This is a genomic window from Paraburkholderia sediminicola (assembly GCF_902859805.1).
Taxonomy (GTDB): domain Bacteria; phylum Pseudomonadota; class Gammaproteobacteria; order Burkholderiales; family Burkholderiaceae; genus Paraburkholderia; species Paraburkholderia sediminicola.
In genome coordinates this window covers 1-20,120 of the sequence record NZ_CADIKC010000015.1, presented here as the reverse complement: position 1 = coordinate 20,120, position 20,120 = coordinate 1, and the positions used below count along the sequence as shown (strand labels likewise).

At 60.5% G+C, this 20,120-nt stretch carries 17 protein-coding genes; 11 read left to right on the top strand and 6 right to left on the bottom strand.

Annotated features, from left to right (window positions below):
• Positions 1 to 78: 78 nt before the first annotated feature.
• The 4 genes from R8871_RS33925 to R8871_RS33910 all read left to right on the top strand — a co-directional run bounded on the left by R8871_RS33925 (position 79) and on the right by R8871_RS33910 (position 5,231).
• Entirely contained in the window at positions 79 to 1,341 is a 1,263-nt protein-coding gene (locus R8871_RS33925; RefSeq protein ID WP_175054312.1) for an MFS transporter, read from the top strand.
• A 111-nt stretch (positions 1,342 to 1,452) separates the two neighbouring features.
• Positions 1,453 to 2,409, top strand: coding sequence for a LysR substrate-binding domain-containing protein (locus tag R8871_RS33920; protein ID WP_175054311.1), 957 nt, complete (start codon positions 1,453 to 1,455; stop codon positions 2,407 to 2,409).
• 204 nt (positions 2,410 to 2,613) lie between these two features.
• Complete coding sequence (locus tag R8871_RS33915; RefSeq protein ID WP_175054310.1) at positions 2,614 to 3,921, top strand: MFS transporter; 1,308 nt, start codon at positions 2,614 to 2,616, stop codon at positions 3,919 to 3,921.
• A 62-nt stretch (positions 3,922 to 3,983) separates the two neighbouring features.
• A complete protein-coding gene (locus R8871_RS33910; protein ID WP_175054309.1) occupies positions 3,984 to 5,231 on the top strand; it encodes a metal-dependent hydrolase family protein in 1,248 nt (415 codons plus the stop codon).
• A gap of 45 nt (positions 5,232 to 5,276) precedes the next feature.
• Here the strand turns inward: R8871_RS33910 and R8871_RS33905 are convergent, their stop codons facing one another.
• On the bottom strand, positions 5,277 to 6,188 hold the full coding sequence (locus R8871_RS33905; RefSeq protein WP_175054308.1) for a DMT family transporter: 912 nt from the start codon (positions 6,186 to 6,188) through the stop codon (positions 5,277 to 5,279).
• Positions 6,189 to 6,312: 124 nt separating this feature from the next.
• On the opposite strand from R8871_RS33905, the gene R8871_RS33900 reads away from it, so the two are divergent.
• Together R8871_RS33900 and R8871_RS33895 are read left to right on the top strand one after the other, a co-directional pair.
• A complete protein-coding gene (locus R8871_RS33900) occupies positions 6,313 to 7,233 on the top strand; it encodes a LysR family transcriptional regulator (RefSeq protein ID WP_175054307.1) in 921 nt (306 codons plus the stop codon).
• Between the two features lie 148 nt (positions 7,234 to 7,381).
• Entirely contained in the window at positions 7,382 to 8,491 is a 1,110-nt protein-coding gene (locus R8871_RS33895) for an asparaginase (RefSeq protein WP_175054306.1), read from the top strand.
• 23 nt (positions 8,492 to 8,514) lie between these two features.
• Here R8871_RS33895 and R8871_RS33890 read toward each other — a convergent pair whose 3' ends face one another.
• On the bottom strand, positions 8,515 to 9,294 hold the full coding sequence (locus R8871_RS33890) for a hypothetical protein (RefSeq protein WP_175054429.1): 780 nt from the start codon (positions 9,292 to 9,294) through the stop codon (positions 8,515 to 8,517).
• Positions 9,295 to 10,303: 1,009 nt separating this feature from the next.
• Positions 10,304 to 11,284, bottom strand: coding sequence for a chemotaxis protein (locus R8871_RS33885; RefSeq protein WP_175054305.1), 981 nt, complete (start codon positions 11,282 to 11,284; stop codon positions 10,304 to 10,306).
• A gap of 403 nt (positions 11,285 to 11,687) precedes the next feature.
• On the opposite strand from R8871_RS33885, the gene R8871_RS33880 reads away from it, so the two are divergent.
• The 3 genes from R8871_RS33880 (at position 11,688) to R8871_RS33870 (ending at position 15,294) form a co-directional block, all read left to right on the top strand.
• Positions 11,688 to 12,236, top strand: a complete 549-nt coding sequence (locus tag R8871_RS33880) for a DUF4142 domain-containing protein (protein WP_175054304.1) — start codon at positions 11,688 to 11,690, stop codon at positions 12,234 to 12,236.
• Between the two features lie 262 nt (positions 12,237 to 12,498).
• Positions 12,499 to 14,229 carry a tetratricopeptide repeat protein gene (locus R8871_RS33875; protein WP_175054303.1) on the top strand — a complete coding sequence of 577 codons (1,731 nt, stop codon included), beginning with the start codon at positions 12,499 to 12,501 and terminating at the stop codon, positions 14,227 to 14,229.
• A gap of 39 nt (positions 14,230 to 14,268) precedes the next feature.
• Entirely contained in the window at positions 14,269 to 15,294 is a 1,026-nt protein-coding gene (locus tag R8871_RS33870; protein WP_054043530.1) for an aldo/keto reductase, read from the top strand.
• A gap of 51 nt (positions 15,295 to 15,345) precedes the next feature.
• Here R8871_RS33870 and R8871_RS33865 read toward each other — a convergent pair whose 3' ends face one another.
• The 3 genes from R8871_RS33865 to R8871_RS33855 form a co-directional block, all read right to left on the bottom strand.
• Positions 15,346 to 15,792: a cyclic nucleotide-binding domain-containing protein gene (locus R8871_RS33865; RefSeq protein WP_246287941.1), complete on the bottom strand. Its 447-nt coding sequence runs from the start codon at positions 15,790 to 15,792 to the stop codon at positions 15,346 to 15,348.
• Positions 15,793 to 15,995: 203 nt separating this feature from the next.
• Positions 15,996 to 16,892 carry an SDR family oxidoreductase gene (locus R8871_RS33860; RefSeq protein ID WP_175054301.1) on the bottom strand — a complete coding sequence of 299 codons (897 nt, stop codon included), beginning with the start codon at positions 16,890 to 16,892 and terminating at the stop codon, positions 15,996 to 15,998.
• Between the two features lie 79 nt (positions 16,893 to 16,971).
• A complete protein-coding gene (locus R8871_RS33855) occupies positions 16,972 to 17,715 on the bottom strand; it encodes an SDR family oxidoreductase (RefSeq protein ID WP_175054300.1) in 744 nt (247 codons plus the stop codon).
• A gap of 154 nt (positions 17,716 to 17,869) precedes the next feature.
• Here R8871_RS33855 and R8871_RS33850 point away from each other — a divergent pair, with 154 nt between their 5' ends.
• Together R8871_RS33850 and R8871_RS33845 are read left to right on the top strand one after the other, a co-directional pair.
• Positions 17,870 to 18,778 carry a LysR family transcriptional regulator gene (locus R8871_RS33850; RefSeq protein ID WP_175054299.1) on the top strand — a complete coding sequence of 303 codons (909 nt, stop codon included), beginning with the start codon at positions 17,870 to 17,872 and terminating at the stop codon, positions 18,776 to 18,778.
• A gap of 155 nt (positions 18,779 to 18,933) precedes the next feature.
• Positions 18,934 to 19,239: a single-stranded DNA-binding protein gene (locus R8871_RS33845; protein ID WP_054043526.1), complete on the top strand. Its 306-nt coding sequence runs from the start codon at positions 18,934 to 18,936 to the stop codon at positions 19,237 to 19,239.
• Positions 19,240 to 20,120: the final 881 nt, after the last annotated feature.

Sequence of the window (20,120 nt, the reverse complement as noted above, 5' to 3'; positions counted from 1 at the left end):
TACCCATAAAAACAAAATAAACAAACTTGCTCTAAACTACCTGCCGCCCCAGCCAGCCCAGTAGAGAGCAAGAACCCAATGCCCATACCCCCAGCCGACCCCGCCGGCGACCCTAACTTCAGTTTGCCAAAACACCCCGCATTCCAGCGTTTCTGGTGTACCCGTATCCTCTCATCGCTGTCGTTCCAGATGCTCGCCGTGGCGATGGGCTGGCACATCTACGCACTCACGCATAGCGCCTTCGCACTGGGCCTTGTCGGCCTCGCCCAATTTCTGCCGATGTTCGTGCTGACGCTCGTGGTCGGTCACGTCGCTGACCGTTACGACCGTCGCCGTATCGCGGCCATCTGTCAAAGCCTCGAAAGCGTCGCTGCATTGTTGTTCGCCTTCGGCACCTTCGGTGGCTGGATCAGCGCGCCGGTCATCTATGTGCTGGCCGCATGCGTGGGCGCGGCCCGCGCCTTCGAATCGCCTGCGGTCGCATCGCTGTTGCCGGGCGTCGTGCCACGCGGGCAATTGCCCAAAGCGACGGCATGGGCCACTTCCGCGAATCAAACCGCGCAGATCGCGGGTCCCGCGTTGGGCGGCCTGCTGTACGGTGTCGGTCCGGGCGTGGCCTACCTCGCGTGCACGCTCTCGTTCGCGGCTGCTGCTGCCACTGTGTGGGCCATTCCGTTGCAGGCCAAGCTGGCGAGCCGCGCGCCAGTGACGCTCGAGTCCGTGTTCTCGGGCATCGCTTTTATCCGTAAAGAGCCCGTGATACTCGGTGCACTATCGCTCGACCTTTTCGCCGTATTGTTTGGCGGCGCGACAGCGCTGCTGCCGGTTTTTGCGCGCGACATCCTGCATACCGGGCCGCTCGGTCTCGGACTGTTGCGCTCAGGTACCGCTATCGGCGCGCTTGCAGGCACCATCTGGCTCGCGCATTTCCCGCTGCGTAACCGTCCCGGCGCTGCGATGTTCGGTGGCGTGATCGCGTTCGGCGCGGCGACTGTGGTGTTCGGTTTGTCGCATCAATTCTTCCTGTCGCTCTTCGCGCTGATGGTGCTAGGCGCATCGGACACCATCAGCGTGGTGGTGCGCCTGTCGCTCGTACAACTGCGTACGCCGGACGAAATGCTCGGTCGCGTCAGTGCGGTCAATTCGCTTTTCATCGGGACGTCGAATCAACTGGGTGAATTCGAATCCGGTGTGACGGCGGGGTGGTGGGGCGCGCAACCGGCCGTACTGGTGGGCGGCATCGCAACGATTGCCGTCGCCCTGCTGTGGATGAGATTTTTTCCGGAACTCAAGCACACGCGCTCGCTGGAGCGGGAAGAGGCGTTGGCGCCAAGTCATTGATCGCACCACTGACGGCTGAAATCCGGCAGTCACACTGCGACGTCGCAGGCATGATTTGACGTGCTCTTCGACCCGCTATGATGGTGGCAACCTCACTCGGTCACCTTCATCATGCGGATCGCTCCTTTACCCCCGCTTCAATGCCTGATCGCGTTCGAATCGGCTGTGCGCCATGCCAGCTTCACCAAAGCGGCCGTAGAACTGCATCTGACGCAAAGTGCGGTCAGCCGCCAGATCGCGCAACTCGAAGACTTCCTCGGCCGCTCGCTCTTCGTGCGCGAGCATCGCGCCCTACGATTGACGATCGCCGGCGAACGCTACGCCAAGCATGTGCAGTGGCTGCTCGCCAATTGCTCGGAAGCCACGCTCGACGTGATGAAGCGCTACGGCGATCTGGAGTTGACGATCGCGTGTTCGTCGGGCGTGGCGGTGTTGTGGCTTACGCCGCGCCTCGGTGCGTTTCGCGCCGCCCATCCGAACGTGAAGATCCGGATGATCGTGCGCGACGGGCTCGCATCGCTATCGCCCGCGGAATTCGACGTGGGCCTGTACTACATCCGCCAGCACGCCGAGCCGCATTTCACTGCACGCCGCATTTTCGACGAAGACGTGTACCCGGTATGTTCACCCGGATATCTCGCCGGCCGTGTGCTGGAACCAGCCGATCTCGCGCATGAAACATTGCTGATGCAGGAAGACGGTCAGCGTCAATGGATGTCGTGGCCCGAATGGTTCCGTCTCAACAATGTGCAGATGCCTGACTCGCCGCCGTCGGTTGTTATCAATCATTATCCGCAACTCGTGCAGATGGCGATTCTCGGCCAGGGCGTCGCGCTCGGTTGGCGTCACATGATCGACGCGTGTCTGAACGAAGGGCTGCTGGTGCGCGCCACGCGAGCATCGGCGAGCCACGGCGGCGGCTACTACGTCGTATCGCCGAACGACCGCGCGGAGAACCAGGCGGCACGCCTGTTTACGCGCTGGCTTTTCGAGCAGGCAGAGGCGCAGGCAAGCGGGCAAACGGGCGGGCAAACACTCACTGAGACGAGCAACACGCCCGCAACCTGACTGCCTTTCGCATGCGCCACGCGCATGCGTGCATGCGAATCTTTCGTTTCGAAAACAAATCAGGTCTCTCTACGATCGGCTTTATGCATGCAAAGGCGCCGCTGGATTCCGCCACGCTGCCTTGCTTGCAGACGCTCGCCGGACTCGTAGCCACGTAGCGGCCGCATCCATAGCGGCACAAGCAGCCTGATAAGGAAAGAGACCATGCAAGGAACGCTTTCATCCAACGTCGCAATTTCCGTGGATTCACTTGCGCAGCAGCGGCGCCGCGCGATTATTGCCACTGTGCTTGGCAATGGGCTCGAGTGGTTCGACTTCACCGTCTATAGTTTCTTCGCGGTGATCATCGCCAAGCTGTTCTTTCCGACTGGCAATGAACTGACCTCGCTGCTGCTTGCCGTTGCGACGTTTGGTGTGGGCTTTTTCATGCGACCGGTGGGCGGCATCGTGCTCGGCGTGTACGCGGATAAAGTCGGACGAAAAGCGGCGCTCTCGTTGACCATTCTGCTGATGGCGGCCGGCACTGCACTCATCGGCCTCGCGCCTACCTACGACCAGATCGGTCTGTGGGCACCGGTGCTGATCGTAGTCGCCCGCTTGCTGCAAGGTTTTTCGGCCGGCGGCGAAATGGGTACCGCCACTGCGTTTCTTACCGAATATGCGCCGGCGGGCAAGCGCGCATTTTATTCGAGCTGGATTCAATCGAGCATCGGCTTTGCCGTGCTGCTGGGCGCCGGGGTCGGCACCTTTGTAACGTCGAGTCTGAGCGCAGATTCGCTGCATTCGTGGGGCTGGAGAATGCCGTTCCTGATCGGCATTCTGATCGGACCGGTCGGCTATTTCATTCGTAGCCGTATGGACGAAACACCGGCGTTCAGCGCGGTAACGGAAGAGGCCAAAAGCGATTCGCCACTCGCGGAAGTGTTCCGCCGCTTTCCGCGCGAGACGTTTGCGAGCTTTTCGATGGTGATCTTGTGGACGGTGTGCACCTACGTGCTGCTGTTCTATATGCCGACGTATTCGGTGCGCACGCTGCATCTGCCGCAATCGATGGGCTTTCGTGCCGGCATGTTCGGTGGCTTGATGATCATGTGTTTCTCTCCGGTGGTCGGCAAGCTTGCTGACCGCTTCGGCCGCCGCCGCTTCCTCTCCGGCGCCGCGGCGTTGATCCTGGTGCTTGCATGGCCGATGTTCGCTTACATCAACAGCGCGCCCGGCCTGGTTTCGCTGATGGTGTTTCAGGGCGTGTTCGGCCTGCTGATCGCCACCTACACCGGTCCGATTCTGGCAGCGTTCTCCGAGCTGTTCCCGACCAAAGTGTTATCGACCGGCCTCTCCGTTGCGTACAACTTCGCGGTGACGATTTTCGGCGGCTTCGCACCGTTCTTCATCACGTGGCTGATTGCGTCGACGGGCAGCAATATGGCGCCCGCGATCTACGTGATGATTGCCGCGACCATCAGCCTCGTCGGCACGTTCTATGTGCGCGATCCGCGCCGTAGCCACGCCTGAGCGGCAACGCGTCCGGCGAATAAAAGGCGGACGGAATTCTTCATCCAGTCAGGAAGATATCAATGAGCATTACGGTAATCAGCGGCGGCAACGTACTCGATCTGGTCCAGGGTGTGTTGCTCGAACATCATCACGTCGTGATTGAAAACGGTCATATCGTCGAAGTCACCGATCGTCCTGTCGATGTGCCGAATGCGCGCGTGATCGATGCACGCGGCAAGACGGTGATGCCCGGTCTGATCGATTGTCACGTGCACGTATTGGCTTCGCGCGCCAACCTCGGTGTGAATGCGACGCAGCCGAACATCCTCACCGCGATTCGCGCACTGCCGATTCTGAAGGCGATGCTCGGCCGCGGCTTTACGACGGTGCGTGATGCGGGCGGCGCGGATTGGGGTTTGACGCAGGCGCTGGAGAGCGGATTGATTCCGGGGCCGCGTATTTTCCCGTCGGGCAAGGCGTTGTCGCAAACCGGCGGTCACGGCGATTTCCGTCCGCGTGGCGACGTGCTCGAACCCTGTTCGTGCGCCTTTCGTGCCGGGGCGATTGCGCGAGTGGTCGACGGTGTCGATGCAGTGCGGCTTGCTGTGCGTGAAGAGATTCAGAAGGGCGCTACGCAGATCAAGATCATGGCCTCCGGCGGCGTCGCTTCGCCGACCGATCCGATCAGCAATACGCAATACTCCGAGGACGAAATCCGCGCGATCGTGGCCGAAGCGGAAGCAGCCAACACGTACGTGATGGCGCACGCCTACACAGGTCGCGCGATTTCGCGTGCGATTCGCTGTGGCGTGCGCACGATCGAGCACGGCAATCTGGTCGACGAGGCCGCCGCAAAACTGATGCACGAGCACGGCGCATTCGTCGTGCCCACGCTGGTCACCTACGACGCGTTGGCCAAACACGGCGCCGACTACGGCTTGCCAGCCGATTCGATTGCCAAGGTCGAAACCGTGCGGCAAGCGGGACGCGACTCGCTGCAGATCTATGCAAACGCCGGTGTGCCGATGGGCTTCGGTTCGGACCTGCTCGGCGAAATGCATACATTCCAGAGCGACGAATTGCGCATTCGCGCCGAGGTGCTCGGCAATCTGGAGGCATTGCGTTCGGCCACCACGATTGCGGCCGATATCGTCGAGCGCAGCGGCAAGCTCGGCGTCATCAAGGCAGGAGCAATCGCCGACGTGCTGGTGGTCGACGGCAATCCGCTCAAGGATATCGGCGTGTTGACGGGGCAGGGCGAGCGCCTCGAGTATGTCTTGCAGCATGGCGAGGTGGTGAGCGAACGGGGCACGGTCGCGTCGCGCTAATCGTTGGATGCGTGTGCTGCGATCGGCGCGGGCTTCGGAAATTCTCTAAGCCTCCGCCGCGCTCACACGCAACGCACTCCATCGCACCGTCGCGAGAATCGATGCCGCCACGATCAACGCACCGCCGATCCATGCCGCCGTCGAAATCCGTTCACCTAACCAGATGCAGGCGAACAGCGCACCGAAGGCGGGCTCGCTGCCCATCAGCAACGACACGCGCGTCGGGCTGCTGCGTTTGATCGCGAAGTTCTGTGCAAAGAAGGCGAACAACGTACACGCGATCACCAGATAGACGATATATCCCCAGAACGCGGCATGCCCCGCGAGCGACGGCACCGGCTGCCATTGTTGCGGCACAAACAGCACCGCCACCGCCGCGCTGCCGAATGCCACTACGCCCGACTGAACTGCTGTCACTGACAAAGGCGGCAATGCGGAGTCGCGCATCACACATTTAGTCACGCACACGTTCAGCGCGCGCAGGAACGCGGCAAGCAGAATCAGCGCGTCTCCGGGATTGAAACTCAGCGCGCCATCCCCCGCCAGCAGCCAGGCGCCGAATAGCGAAAGCGCGACCGCCGCCCATTCGATGCGAGTCGGTTTGCGTTTGAGCAGCCACCATTCGACGAGCGGCGTCAGCACCACGCACAGGCTGATCAGAAACGCCGCATTGGCCGCGCGCGTCAGCAGAATGCCGAAGGTTTCGCAGAGAAAGATGCCGAGCAGCAAGGCCCCCGCGATCAGCACGCCGCGCAGCGCGCGCGCATCGGCGGCGCGCAAATGACGCAAGCTGGGTGACAGGATCAAGAAGGTGAGGCCGAAGCGGATCGCGAGCAAACCCAGAACCGGATAGAACACCAGGGCGCTTTTGACGACGCCGTAACTGGTGCCCCACACCACGGCGACCGCGAGCAGCATCAGATCGGAGAGCAGAAGCAGACGTTCTTGTTTCGACATGGCGGACCTCGTACAGATGAGTGCGTATTGTCGAACTTTGCTTGTAGGGCGATAATCGGGTCGCTGCGCATAGCATTTATGTTCCAGATGCATTAATTGACTCAAACTCCACGAGCGCCCGACGATGAACCCAACGGATCTTTTTGCGTTGCTGCCGGACATGGCGGTTTTCGCGCGCGTCGTCGATGCCGGCAATTTTTCGGTCGCTGCACGTCAGCTCGGCAGTACGCCATCTACGGTCAGCCGTCAGATCAAACGCCTCGAGGACGCGTTGGCGACACGCCTGCTTGAACGGTCCACGCGCACGGTGCGAGTCACGGAATCCGGTGCACAGGTGGCGCGTTTCTGCCGCGACATGGTGAGCGCCGCATCGGGCGCGGTGGATGCGGCCGGGCAACTGGCGGCGCGGCCGCAAGGCAAAGTCCGCGTGAGCGCGCCCACCGCGTTCGCGAAGACCGTGATTCATCCACTGATTCCCGGTTTTCTGCGCGCCTATGACGAAGTCGACCTGCAACTGCTGTTCACCGATCACGACGTCGACCCGCTTGCCGACGATGTCGATCTGGTAATCCGCCTGACCGAGCATCCTCCGCAAGGGCTCGCGGGGCGCAGGCTGGGGGCCGTGCGCTGGCTGCTGGGTGCATCGCCGGCTTATTTGCGTGAGCACGGCACGCCGACGCAACCGCGCGATCTCCTCAAGCACGATTGCATCTACCTCGGTGAAACCGCCGACGACAACCGCTGGCGTTTTCGCCGTGGCACGGAGACGCAAACTGTCGACGTGAAAGGGCGTTACATCGCCAACCATGCGGGCGCGCGGCTCGAAGCCGCGCAGCAGGATTTCGGCATCGCGAACTTGCCCGAGTTTGCCGCCACGGATGCATTGCTCAGCGGCGAACTCGTGCAAGTGCTGCCCGACTGGAATCTCGAAGCGCGCGCTTACGTGGGGTCGGTATGGCTGCTGTATCCGCCGAACCGGTTCTTGCCGCCGAAGGTTAGGGCATTGATCGACTATCTTGTCGAGCATATTCACGAAGCGGCTTAAGTACGGGTCCTCCGGGTCGTGCAAATTGCTTGCATGCCGTAGCCGACCGGTGAAGATTTGGATTGCGCGAAAGACGAACGTAGAATCGCTTGCGTCACCATGATTGATAACGATCGCGACGACCGATGCGATCAGGAGGAGAACGAATATGACCTTGCGTGAAACTGGGCGGATTGCAGCGACTGTTTATCGTGGTGAGGCAATCGAGAACACACATATCGCTCATGTCGCGGTAGTTCAGGCCGACGGCCGGCTGCTGTATTCATTCGGCGATCCATCGCGTATCACGCTGGCACGCTCCGCGGCAAAACCGGCACAAGCTTTGGCGGTAGTCGAGACGGGGGCGCTCGAGCGATTCGGTTTCGACGAAACGGATCTCGCGCTCATGTGCGCCTCGCATAGCAGCGAGCCGCGTCACATCGAACGCACGAGGCAGATGCTGGCCAAGGCGCAGGTCAGCGAAGCCGATCTGCGTTGCGGCGGCCATCCCCCGTTGTCCGACGCTGTGTATGTCGACTGGCTGAAGCGCGATTTCAAACCGGATGCGGTGTGCAGCAACTGCTCGGGCAAGCACGCTGGCATGCTGGCCGGGGCGCGTTCGATCGGCGCGGCGATACGGGGTTATGAACTGCCGGAGCATCCGTTGCAGGTGCGCGTGAAGCATACCGTCGCCGAGGTATGCGACTTGCCGGACGACGCGGTGCAATGGTCGATCGACGGTTGCAACTTGCCGACGCCGGCGTTCCCCCTCGACCGACTCGCCCGACTGTTCGCGAAGCTCGCCGCCGCGGAGGACGAGGTTTCGGCTTCTTCTGCGGCTTCTTCGTCCGGTACTTCTTCCATTTCGCCACGCACGGTTGCGCTCGCACGCATCTATCGTGCGATGGCCGGGCATCCGGAGTGGGTGGCAGGCGAGGGACGTTTCTGTACCGCCTTGATGCGCGCGTTCGATGGAGCGTTGATCGGCAAGGTCGGCGCGGACGGCAGCTACGCGATCGGCGTGCGTGCGTCGCGGCAGACTGAGCGGCTCGGCGCCAACGGTGCACTCGGCATTGCGGTGAAGGTGGAGGACGGCAACATCGGCGTGCTGTATGCCACCGTTGCTGAACTGCTCGCGCGGCTCGATATCGGCAGCCCTGAGCAACGTGCGCAGTTAGGCACGTTTCATTCGCCGCGGATGATCAACACCATGGGCATCGAAATCGGCCATCTGGCCTTTTCGCTCGCGCTTGAAGCGCATTCACACCGTGAGGCGTGAAGATATGCGGGGCGCGTGGCCGCTTATGTGTCGTCTTTCTTGAAGCGATCTTGTATGGCGATCAGTTGATCGTCGCTGGTGGCCACGATCCACAGACGGGCGCGCTCGGCCATCAGGCGATTGTGATCTTTTAGCACGCCCATCGACACGGCCGTTTTCCACGCGACGGGTGCGGCGCGACTGGTTCTTCCCGAAGGCGTGCCGACGAGCAATGCGTAGGGTCCGAGGGGCAGCGAGACGAACGGCATGGCCGGCTTGACGCGCACGCGCCAGTCGATGAAGGGTGAATCGCTGAAGAGAAGCGGCGTGGGCAGACCGTGCAGCACGGTGAAGTCGTAGAGCGCCAATTGTTCACGCATGGGCGTGTAGACCCGTCGAATATCGTCGACGAGCGCTGCACGGATTTCGTCGTCGAACATTGCTTCTTGCGTGTAGTGGTCGACTGCTTGCAGCGCGTCGTGCTGATAGGCGCTGAAGATTGCCAGATCGAGGCAATCGTGAACGGCGCGTTGGACTTCCGCGGCGGAGCCGGCTTCTTCGGGTTTGCCAAGTTGCGCGGCGCGGAGGAAGCGGGCGAGGGCGGCGTCCTGGGTTGCGGGGCCGGTGACTAGCGGGTCGTCGGTGGCGTCTTTGTCGAGCGGGACGTAGAGGTATTTTTCTGCTGCGAAGCGGGATTTTTTGCCGTCATCGAAGCTGATTTCGCCGGTGACGCAGTTGATGTAGCGAGTGCCGATGTGGCCGTGTTCCCACACGAAGTTTTTCAGGAAGGGGCGCAGGGGATGGAGTGGGTCAGGGGGTAGCATTTTTTTGTTGCACTCCGTGCGGGTTGGGGTTTGGGTATGGTCACATAGAAATTTGGGGTTTATTGGTCTTTTTTTCCCTGCGGGGTGGTTTGGTTGTTTGCCTGTTCGGCGCTTGTTTGTTTGTGTTCTTACGGTGGTGGCCTTTCCTTGTTCTGGGTTTGGTGCCTTTCCTTGCATTGTTAGTGGTCTATTAGCGTTCCCCCTGTGCGGGGGGGCACCTACTTTTCTTTGCCGGCTGCAAAGAAAAGTAGGCAAAAGAAAGCAGCTCAAACCGCTAATGCTAAGTGGGCACCGTGGTCTGCTGCGGGTAGTGGTGCGACTGGAATCCGTGCTCTCGCACATTCAGCGTTAGTGACAAAGGACTCATCAGCTCCCACTCCGCACTGGGTGCGTCGCGGACGGGTCTGCATGGGAAACCACGGGCTTCGGGTGAGGTTTGTGGGGGCCGTCGGCTTCGCCTCGGCGACGCGTCCCTACACTTCGGCGGGAACCCCTACCTCAAATGATTTGTTGATGTGCTGCCGCCTCATTCCCGGTTGCAATCACAGCCACAGCCACAGCCGCGGCGGCAATTGCAACTGCCGTTCCACTCGCACTAGGACTCGCAAAGATGACGGTAATGAGAGTCCAATCGAGAGCCACAATTCGATGGCGAGGCGTGAGCGCCAAAACGTAGCAGGTGGTTTTAAGAAGTACTCGTCGGCGCGCGCAGCGCCGCCGGAAGAATGATGCCCTTGTCACAAGCGTGTGTAGGTGCACGAACCCAGATTCCAGATGCACCACTACCCGCAGCGGACCACGGTGCCCACTTAGCATTAGCGGTTTGAGCCGCTTTCTTTTGCCTACTTTTCTTTGCGGCAAGCAAAGAAAAGTAGGTGCCGCCCCGCACAGGGGCAACGCTAATAGACCACTACCAATGCAAGGAAAGGCACCAAACCCAGAACAAGGAAACCCCAAAGCCCCAGGACCACTGACAATAAGCGCCGCGAAGGCAAAAAACCTAAAACTTTCAAACAACAACCCCCTCCGCCGCAGGCGCCCCCAACGCATTACGAATAGCATTAGCCAGCTCAGCGGCTGCAAACTTAGCCACATACCCATTCGCCCCGGCATTCTTCACATGCGCCTCGTTGGCCGCACCAGTCAAAGACGAATGAATAATCACCGGAATATCCCGAGTCCGCTCATCAGCCTTGATCTGACGGGTCAACATGAACCCGTCCATCTCCGGCATCTCGAGATCGGTCAACACCAGCGCAATACTGTCCTTCACCCGCGTGCCGTTAGCCTGCGCTTCTCGCGCGACCTGCTGCAACGTATTCCATGCCTCTTCGCCAGTCTTGGTCATCACGTAGTCCGCGCCAATCGCACTCAACGCCTGCTCGATCAGCTTGCGCGCAAAACCGGAATCGTCAGCGGCGAGAATCTTCGCGCCAGGGCGGATGCCCAGCGCTTCACCCACAGACGTCGGGTCGACGCTCGGATGCTGTGACGGAAACACGTCGCGCAACACCTGCTCTACGTCGATCACCTGGGCGAGCCGCGAATCGCCCGTGTTACCGTCGATACGCGCAATGCTCGTCACCAGATTGCCGCCAGCCGCGCCTTCAGCGGAGAGCACCTGATTCCATTCAAGCCGCACGATGTCGTCCACTTCCTCGACCGCAAAAGCCTGCGTCGAACGCGCGAATTCCGTCACGAGCAAAATGTTCAGGCCGCGCGTCGGCTCACAGCCCATCAGGCGCGGTAAGTCGATCACGGGAATAATCTGGCCGCGAATGTCCACCGCGCCCATCACGAACGGCGAAGAACCCGCAATTGGCGTCACCGGCGGCATCGTCGATATTTCGCGCACCTTGAAGACGTTGATGCCGTAAAGCTCATGCGCGTCGCTGCCAGGGACCGAACCCAGCCGATACAGCAACAACTCGAATTTATTGGAACTCGTCAGATTGCTGCGTTCGTCGTTCGCGCGGTGATCTACTGCCATCGAATCTCTCCAGGGATTGCGGTGCGAGTGGTGCGCCATGCATACCGTCCGTTCGGCCCTGGCGCGTGCCCTACCTTTCTGTTATCGGCGCAGCAGCAGGAAAGTTCAGTGAATTCAGGCGGTTTGCCGGTACTTTCTGGTTAACACCAAGCCGTTATTCGGGGCAGGAAGAGGGCGGCGGCCGTACAGCAAAAACAGGTAATTTGTATGAAGGTTACCTAACGTTACAGAAGCGACAGCATGGTTTCACATGCTGGGGAATGCGCCTCCTAGAATGCACAGCGATAAGAGCGCGGCGCCGTTAGCCAGTCGCAAGCGACTTGCAAGGTATCAATGCAATCGCACGCGATGGCCCAGGCGCACTCGCATCGCCGTCGTTTCGCTTCCACTCCAAGGAGAACGTATGATCCGCTTGCCTCTCGCCGCTATCACCAGTGCCTGCATGGCCAGCCTTATGGTTGTCGCTACCGCGGCTAGTGCTCAGACCGCGGCCGCACCGGATGCCGCTCGCATTCATGCCGCCGACCAGACCTTCATCACCGACGCCACCAAGGCTGTCGCCACGCAACGCGATGCCGCACGCATCGCAACCTCGCGCTCTACCGACCGGGACGTGAAGGCATTCGCAGAACGCGTGTCGAACGACAACGCGAAAATCTCCGACGCGCTGCGCGCCGCGAGCCCGCGTGGCGTCGACGTGCCGAAGAACGATCCGGACGCAGCGGTGCTCGCGAGCATCAATAACCTGCGCGGCGCCGACTTCGACAAGACCTACATCGAGCAGGTCGCGCTCGCCGGCGAACAGAAAGCGCTGTCGGCCTTCCAGGCGGAAATCGCTTCGGGCCGCGACGAACAGTTGAAGGACGCGGCAAAAAAGGCACTGCCGACCATCCAGGAGCACTACGCAATGGCTCAGGATCTCGCCAAGCGTAAGCATCTGACTGCCCAGTAAGCCGGACATCAGACACACCAGGCATAGAAAAGCGCTTAAAAACACGTCTAAAAGAGACGCCTGCAAAAAGCGCCTCCAAACCAGCAGCCGTCCCTCCCGCTCGCGCATATTCAAAGCCGCTTGCACACAGCAGACCAAATGCGTTCTTTTCGGCGATAATCGGCTTCGTTCTTTCAGGCCTGACCCGCGTGGCTTTTACCGCGACTCAGGAAGCTTGAAAGCGGTTTCCCGATTCCACACGCATTCAATCCAAGCTCACCTCATGAGCAAGCCTGCCAATCTCCCGCAACAGTTGGACCATATGCTTCGGCAAGCCGTCGCGCTTCAGCAGAACGGCGCATTCGCCGAGGCCGAAGAACTCTATCGCGAGATTCTCGAACTCAAGCCACGTCATTTCGAGGCGCTGCAGTTGCTGGGCTCGCTCGCGCTGCAGACAGGCCGTGTCCAGGAGGGCACCGAGTTCCTCAAGAAGGCGCTCGCCATCAATGCGAAACAGGCGCCCATCCATTCGAATCTCGCCTATGCGCTCAATGCCTCGCAACGTTTCGACGAAGCACTCGCGAGCGCCAATCGCGCACTTGCATTGCAATCGAAATTCCCGGACGCACTGAACAATCGCGGCAACGCGCAAGCCGGCCTTAACTTGCCGCTCGAAGCGCTCAGCAGCTTTGATCGCGCAATCGCTTTAATGCCGGATTTCGCGCAAGCCTGGAACAATCGCGCCTGCGTGCTGCGCGATCTGGGCCGTCCCGCCGATGCGCTCGCAAGCTGCGATCACGCGCTCGCATTGCAGCCGGCCTATCCCGACGCGTGGAGCAATCGCGGCAATGCGCTCAGCGATATGAATCAGGCAGACGAGGCGCGGCAAAGCTATCAGCGCGCGCTCGAACTCGCCCCTGCGTTTGCCGATGCCTGGAACAACCTTGGCCTGACCCAGGTCGATCTTGGTGAGCACGCGCAAGCGTTGCAGAGCTATGAACGCGCATTGGCCGTCAATCCTGCCGCTGCCGAGACGCATTGGAACCAGTCGTTGTGTCTGCTGCAACTGGGGGAGCTAGATGCGGGATGGAAAGAGTACGAATGGCGCTGGGAGCGTAGCCGGATCAAAGCAGGCAGGCGCACCTTTGCGCAACCGCTTTGGCTGGGCGATTTTTCGATCGACGGCAAAACGATTCTGCTGCATGCGGAGCAGGGTCTCGGCGATACGCTGCAGTTTTGCCGGTATGCCGGCATGGTGTCGAAGCTCGGCGCGAAAGTCGTGCTGGAAGTACCGGGTGAGTTGATGCGGCTCATGTCCACGCTCGACGGTGTGGATCAATTGATCGAAGCGGGCCAGGCACTGCCGCCGTTCGATTGCCACTGCCCATTGCTGAGTCTGCCGCTCGCATTCAAGACCGATCTCGCGAGCATTCCGTCAAAGACGCCTTATCTGTTCGCCGACCCGCAAGCAACGCGTGAATGGCACGAACGTATCGCTGCACAAGCAGAAGGGTGTTTGAAGGTCGGACTCGTGTGGGCCGGCGGAAACCGGCCGCATGTCGCCGAGCTCCGCAAGAACGACGCACGCCGTTCGATTACGTTCGAGCGGCTCGCACCGATTCTCGATGTGCCGAACGTGCAGTTCTTTAGTCTGCAAAAGGGTCCGTCTGCGCTTCAGTCACCGCGCAACGATTCGCACCCGAACGTCATTGACTACACAGAAGAACTCGACGACTTTGCCGACACTGCCGCGCTGGTGGCAAACCTCGACCTGGTGATATCCGTCGACACATCCACCGCGCATCTGGCAGGCGCGTTAGACAAGCCGGTATGGATTTTGAACCGCTTCGACACCTGCTGGCGCTGGATGCTGGAACGCACCGATACGCCCTGGTATGCGCAAGCGAAATTGTTCCGGCAGCCGGCGTTAGGCGATTGGGACAGCGTGATTCGAAACGCGCGTGACGCGTTGGCCGCGCTCGCCGGCACGTTTGCCGGGACACGCGTAGACTGAACGTCCGTTTATCGACGGCTAGGTCACGGAGAATCATCAATGGAATACAGACATCTGGGTGCATCTGGTCTCAAGGTGCCGGTACTAAGTTTCGGCACGGGCACATTCGGCGGCAAGGGCGAGTTTTTTCAGGCGTGGGGCGCCACAGACGTCGCCGAAGCGCGTCGCCTCATTGACATCTGTTTCGATGCGGGCGTCACGATGTTTGACAGCGCCGACATCTATTCGAGCGGCGCTTCCGAGTCGGTGCTCGGCGAAGCGCTCAAGGGCAAGCGCGACAAAGCGATCATTTCAACCAAAGCGACCTTCCGTTTCGACGATGGTCCGAACAATGTCGGCTCGTCGCGTTTTCATCTGATTCAGGCGGTGGACGCAGCGCTCAAACGTTTGCAAACCGATTACATCGACCTGTTCCAGTTACACGGTTTCGACGCGAAGACGCCTGTCGCCGAAGTCATGTCGACGCTCGACGATCTCGTGCGCGCCGGCAAGATCCGCTACACCGGCGTGTCGAATTTCTCCGGCTGGCATCTGATGAAATCGCAGGACACAGCGGATCGTTACGGCTATCCGCGCTACGTTGCGAATCAGACTTACTACTCGCTGATTGGTCGCGACTACGAGTGGGAATTGATGCCGCTCGGCGTCGATCAGGGCGTGGGTGCGGTCGTATGGAGTCCGCTCGGCTGGGGACGTCTCACCGGCAAGATCAAACGCGGCCAACCGTTGCCGGAAACGAGCCGTCTGCACAAAACCTCTGACATGGGGCCGCCGGTGCCGGATGAGTACCTGTTCCGCGTGCTCGATGCCATCGACGAGGTCGCGGCCGAAACCGGCAAGACCGTGCCGCAAATTGCGCTGAACTGGCTGCTGCAACGGCCTACTGTATCGACAGTGCTAATCGGTGCGCGCAACGAAGAGCAGTTGCGGCAGAACCTTGGCGCGGTGGGTTGGAATCTGACGCCCGAACAGGTAGCGAAACTCGACGCTGCCAGCGCTGTACGTCCCGCGTATCCGTACTGGCATCAGGAAGGATTTACGGAGCGCAATCCGAAGGCGGTTTAAGCGCGCTTCCTTGGCGTTTGCACGGCGTAATCACCTGCTCCGGATCGACGGCTATTTAATGAGCTCGACCGGAGCGGCGAACAGTTCGCTGTAATAGCGGCGACCCGCATTGAGATGTTGGTCGAATGCGAAACCTTGTTCGAGCATCGCGTCGAAGTCGGGGCGTTCGATCTTCATCACATAGCTGTGTTCGGTCGTGACGAGGCTGCACGGCCGATCGGTCACCGTCGCGCTAAACCATTTCCCCGCACTCGCATGGCCTGCCGGATACAACTGTTGGCCGTATTCGACCTGCCAGCCGCCGTCCAGAAGAATCCACATGCCTTGATCGTTCGCAGTGCCGCCGTGAGCGCTGCCGTTGCATTGCGCGACCACGGTGCCGGGATGCGCTTCCCATTCATGCGAATGGCCGATCACCCAGCGCAATTGTTCGGTTGTGAGGCTCGTGAAAAACGGCGTGTGCTTCAACAGATGAAGGTAAGTCACTGAGGGTTTCATGGCAGTACTCCGCGTGGCAACGGACGCGTCCGGCGACTGAGCTTGTAGTCGCGCATCGCAAGCGGCGATCAGAAACGGCAGCAGCACGGCGCAGGCGACCAGGATTGAGGGTTTCATGAGCGTGTGGGTTCAAAGCGGAAAAGGAACGGCGGGACGCAAGGGTCTATCAATCACCCTCGGCGTCCCTCACGGTCATGCGTTGATTACCGCTTGATCTTCGCTTCGAGCAGATCGCCCATACCGATGCGTTTGGCGAATTCGATGCGCACGCGCTCCGAGACTTCGAGCACTTCACGCGCGCCGTCGCCGACGAAGTCGATCACCGAGCGCATCGGCCGCTCGCCTGACGGCAACGCGACGATCCGCACGATTTCATCGGCGACGGCTTGCGGATCGGCGTCGTCCGGTGTGAGTTCGGACAGGCGCTCGCCGATCTGATCCATCACGCCGTCATAGCGTGCATACGCAGCGGAGCGTTCGGCATCGGCTGGTTTGCCGGCACTCGGGAAATGTGCGGTGCCGCGCGTGAACGCGCCCGGCACCACGATCGAGGTTTCGATACCGAAGCGCGCGATTTCGTAGGCGAGGGTGACCGCCAAAGAATCCATCGCGGCCTTTGCAGCGCCGTATGGCCCGAGGAACGGAGGAAAACCGCCCTTGGTCGTCGTGCTGCTGATCCACAACATCAAGCCCGCTTCCTGCTGGCGCAGATACGGCAGCACCGCACGGTTCACACGCTGCGTGCCGAACAGGTTGGTGTCGAACACCTTCACCATTTCTTCAGGCGTGAACGCTTCGGTCGGGCCGACCACCAGATGGCCCGCGTTCTGCATCACCACGTCGAGCCGTCCTTGCTCGCGGATGATCGTCGCGGCGGCGGCATCGGCGGATTCTTGCGACAACACGTCGAGTTCGAGCGGATGTAACTGGATGTCCTTCGCTTTGGCGAGCGCGCGCATTTCGTCGGCGCGCGGCTTGTTGCGTCCTTCGACATTGCGCATCGTCGCGTAGACGATATGGCCGGCTTCGGCCAGCGATTGTGCGGTGAGCTTGCCGATGCCCGTACCCGCGCCTGTAACGAGGATGACGTTCTTCTGCATTTTTCTTCTCCGATTCGTGAATGTGATACGGCGTTTCAAGGTGCCGTGAGAGAGGTTCTTTGCGTGTTTTCTGGCTGGGTTAAGCCACACCGCCGTTGGCGCGCAGGATCTGGCCATTGACCCAGCCTGCATCCGGGCCCGCGAGGAACGACACGACTGAGGCAATGTCGTCCGGCTGGCCGAGGCGTTGCAGCGGCGGCATCTTGGCGAAGGTCTGGATCTGTTCGTCGGTCTTTCCGTCGAGGAACAGCGAAGTCGCGATCGGGCCCGGCGCTACCGCGTTGACGGTGATGTTGCGGCCGCGCAATTCCTTGGCGAACACATGCGTGAAGGCTTCGACGGCGGCCTTGGTGCCGTTGTAGATTGCGTAGCCCGGCATGTTCAGCGCGAGCGTCGTGCTCGAGAAGTTGACGATGCGTCCGCCGTCGTTCATCCGTGCGGCCGCTTCGCGCAGGGTGTTGAAGGTGCCGCGCACGTTGATGTCGAAGGTCTGGTCGTACAGCGCGTCGCTGGTGTCGGCGAGCGGCAGTGTCTTCAGCACGCCGGCGTTGTTGACCAGCACGTCCACCTTGCCGAGTTGCTGTTCGGTGGTTTCGAACATGCGACGCACGTCGTCGGCGTTCGCGACATCGGCCTTCACTGCGATCGCCCTGGTGCCTGCCGCGGTGAGTTCCGCGACCAGCGCATCGGCTTCCGTCGAGCTCGATGCGTAGTTCACGGCAACCGCGAAGCCGTCCTTGGCGAGACGTTGCGCAACTGCTGCGCCGATGCCACGGGATGCGCCGGTAACGATGGCGACTTGAGCGTTTTTGATCGTGTTCATGATTCGTTTCCTTCTGTGTGGTGAGTTGATGAAACGAATCATGGTCGCTTTTGCTGTCGAGATAATCGGGTTAGACTTGCCATAATCATTCCATTTGCTTTAACAATTGGTCGACCGGCGGCCGCATCGCCGGCCCGGCACAAAGGCATCAACCATGGATCGTTTCGAGGAAATGCGGGTGTTCATCCGGATCGCCGAGCGGCAGAGCTTCACGCGCGCCTCGGACGACCTGCAGATTCCGCGCGCCACCGTCACTAACCTGATGAAGCGCATGGAGCAGCGGCTCGGCGCGCGGCTTCTTGAGCGCACCACGCGCTCGGTACGCCTCACGCACGACGGCGAGGCGTATTACCGCCGCTGCGTGCGGCTGATCGCCGACATGGAGGAGGCGGAGGGCTCGTTTTCCAACATTGCGCCGAAGGGCCTGTTGCGTGTGAATTTGCAGGGCACCCTGGCCCGGCACTTCGTGGTGCCGGCGCTGCCGGCGTTTCTCGCGCGGTTTCCCGACATCGAATTGACGATAGGCGAGGACGACCGGCTGGTCGATCTGGTGCGGGAGGGGATCGATTGCGTGTTGCGGGCGGGCAATCTGCAGGATTCGTCGATGGTGGGGCGGCGCGTGGCGCAACTGCCGCAAGTGACGGTGGCAAGTCCGGCTTATCTTGAAGTGTATGGCGAGCCGGTCGATCCGGCGGCTTTGTCCACGCATCGCGCGGTGAATTATCTGTCGAGCGCGACCGGCAAGCCGGTGCCGCTCGAATTCAGAATCGACGGCCGCGATACGGCGACCTATCTGCCGTCGACCGTATCAGTGACCGGCGCAGATCTTTACACAGGCTCGGCGGTGGCCGGGCTCGGCATCGTGCAGGTGCCGCAATACCGGGTGGCGAGCGAACTGGCGTCGGGTCGGCTGAAGATCATTCTCGCGAACTTCCCGCCGCCGCCGATGCCGGTTTCGGTGCTGTATCCGCAGAATCGCCAGTTGTCGTCGCGGGTGCGGGTGTTTGCGCAATGGCTGCGGGATATTTTCGAGGCGGCGGGCGCGCAGACGGGGTCACGGTAAACGTGCTAGTTCAGCGCGGGCGCGGCGATTGACGTATTGCGTATGGCGCGAGCAGTCCATGCTTTTGCGTAAGTTGCGCTGTGTATCGTGGGATCATACGGGCCGTGCTGAGCGATATTGCCTTTTGCACGGGATGGAACAACAGGAGTAGGGCGATGATCGATGGACTGGTGGGCGGGCGCTTATATGGCGAGGCGCAGATCCGCACGGGGCAGAATGGTAAGCGCTTTGTGACCTGCAAGGTCCGGGCGACCACCAATGATGGCGATACGATTTTCGTCAACGTGATTGCGTTTGATGATGAGGTGCAGACGGCGTTGCTCGCGCTGGGTGATGCGGATAGTGTTGCGTTGAGTGGGGCTTTGACGCCTAAGGTTTGGACTGACAAGAATGGGTTGATTAAGCCTGCTGTGGATATGGTTGCGCATAAGGTGCTTGTGGGGTATTTGCGGGAAGGGTAATGGTTAGGGTTTTTGCCTTTGGCGGCGGCGTTTTGTCCTTGTTCTGGCTTTGGTGCCTTTCCTTGATTTGTTAGTGGTCTATTAGCGTTGCCCCTGTGCGGGGCGGCACCTACTTTTCTTTGCTTGCCGCAAAGAAAAGTAGGCAAAAGAAAGCGGCTCAAACCGCTAATGCTAAGTGGGGCCCGTGGTCTGCTGCGGGTAGTGGTGCATCTGGAATCTGGGTTCGTGCACCTGCATACGCCAGTGACAAGGGCGTCATACTTCCGGCGGCGCTGCGCGCGCCGAAGAGCAGTTCATAAAACCGATCTCTGCGTTTGGGCGCTTACGCCTCGCCATCGAATCGTGGCTCTCTATTGCGCTCTCATCACAGCCATCATTGTGAGTGCTAGTGCTAGTGCTAGTGCTAGTGCTAGTGCGAGTGCGAGTGCGAGTGGAACGGCAATTGTGATTGCAATTGACGCTGCCGCTGCCGCTGCCGCTGCGGCTGTGATTGCAACCGGGAATGAGGCGGCAGCACATCAACAAATCATTTGAGGTAGGGGTTCCCGCCGAAGTGTAGGGACACGTCGCCGAGGCGAAGCCGATGGCCCCACAAACCAAAACCGAAGCCGGTGGTTTCCCATGCAAACCTGTCCGCGACGCACGCAGTGCGGAGTGGGAGCTGATGAGTCCTTTGTCACTAGCGCGGAATGTGCGAGAGCACGGATTCCAGTCGCACCACTACCCGCAGCAAACTGCGGTGCCCACTTAGCATTAGCGGTTTGAGCTGTTTTCTTTTGCCTACTTTTCTTTGCAGCCGGCAAAGAAAAGTAGGTGTGTAGTGGCCTAATAATCCTGGACACCTCAAAAGGTAGACTTATACCCGGACAGAGAGGTGTCAG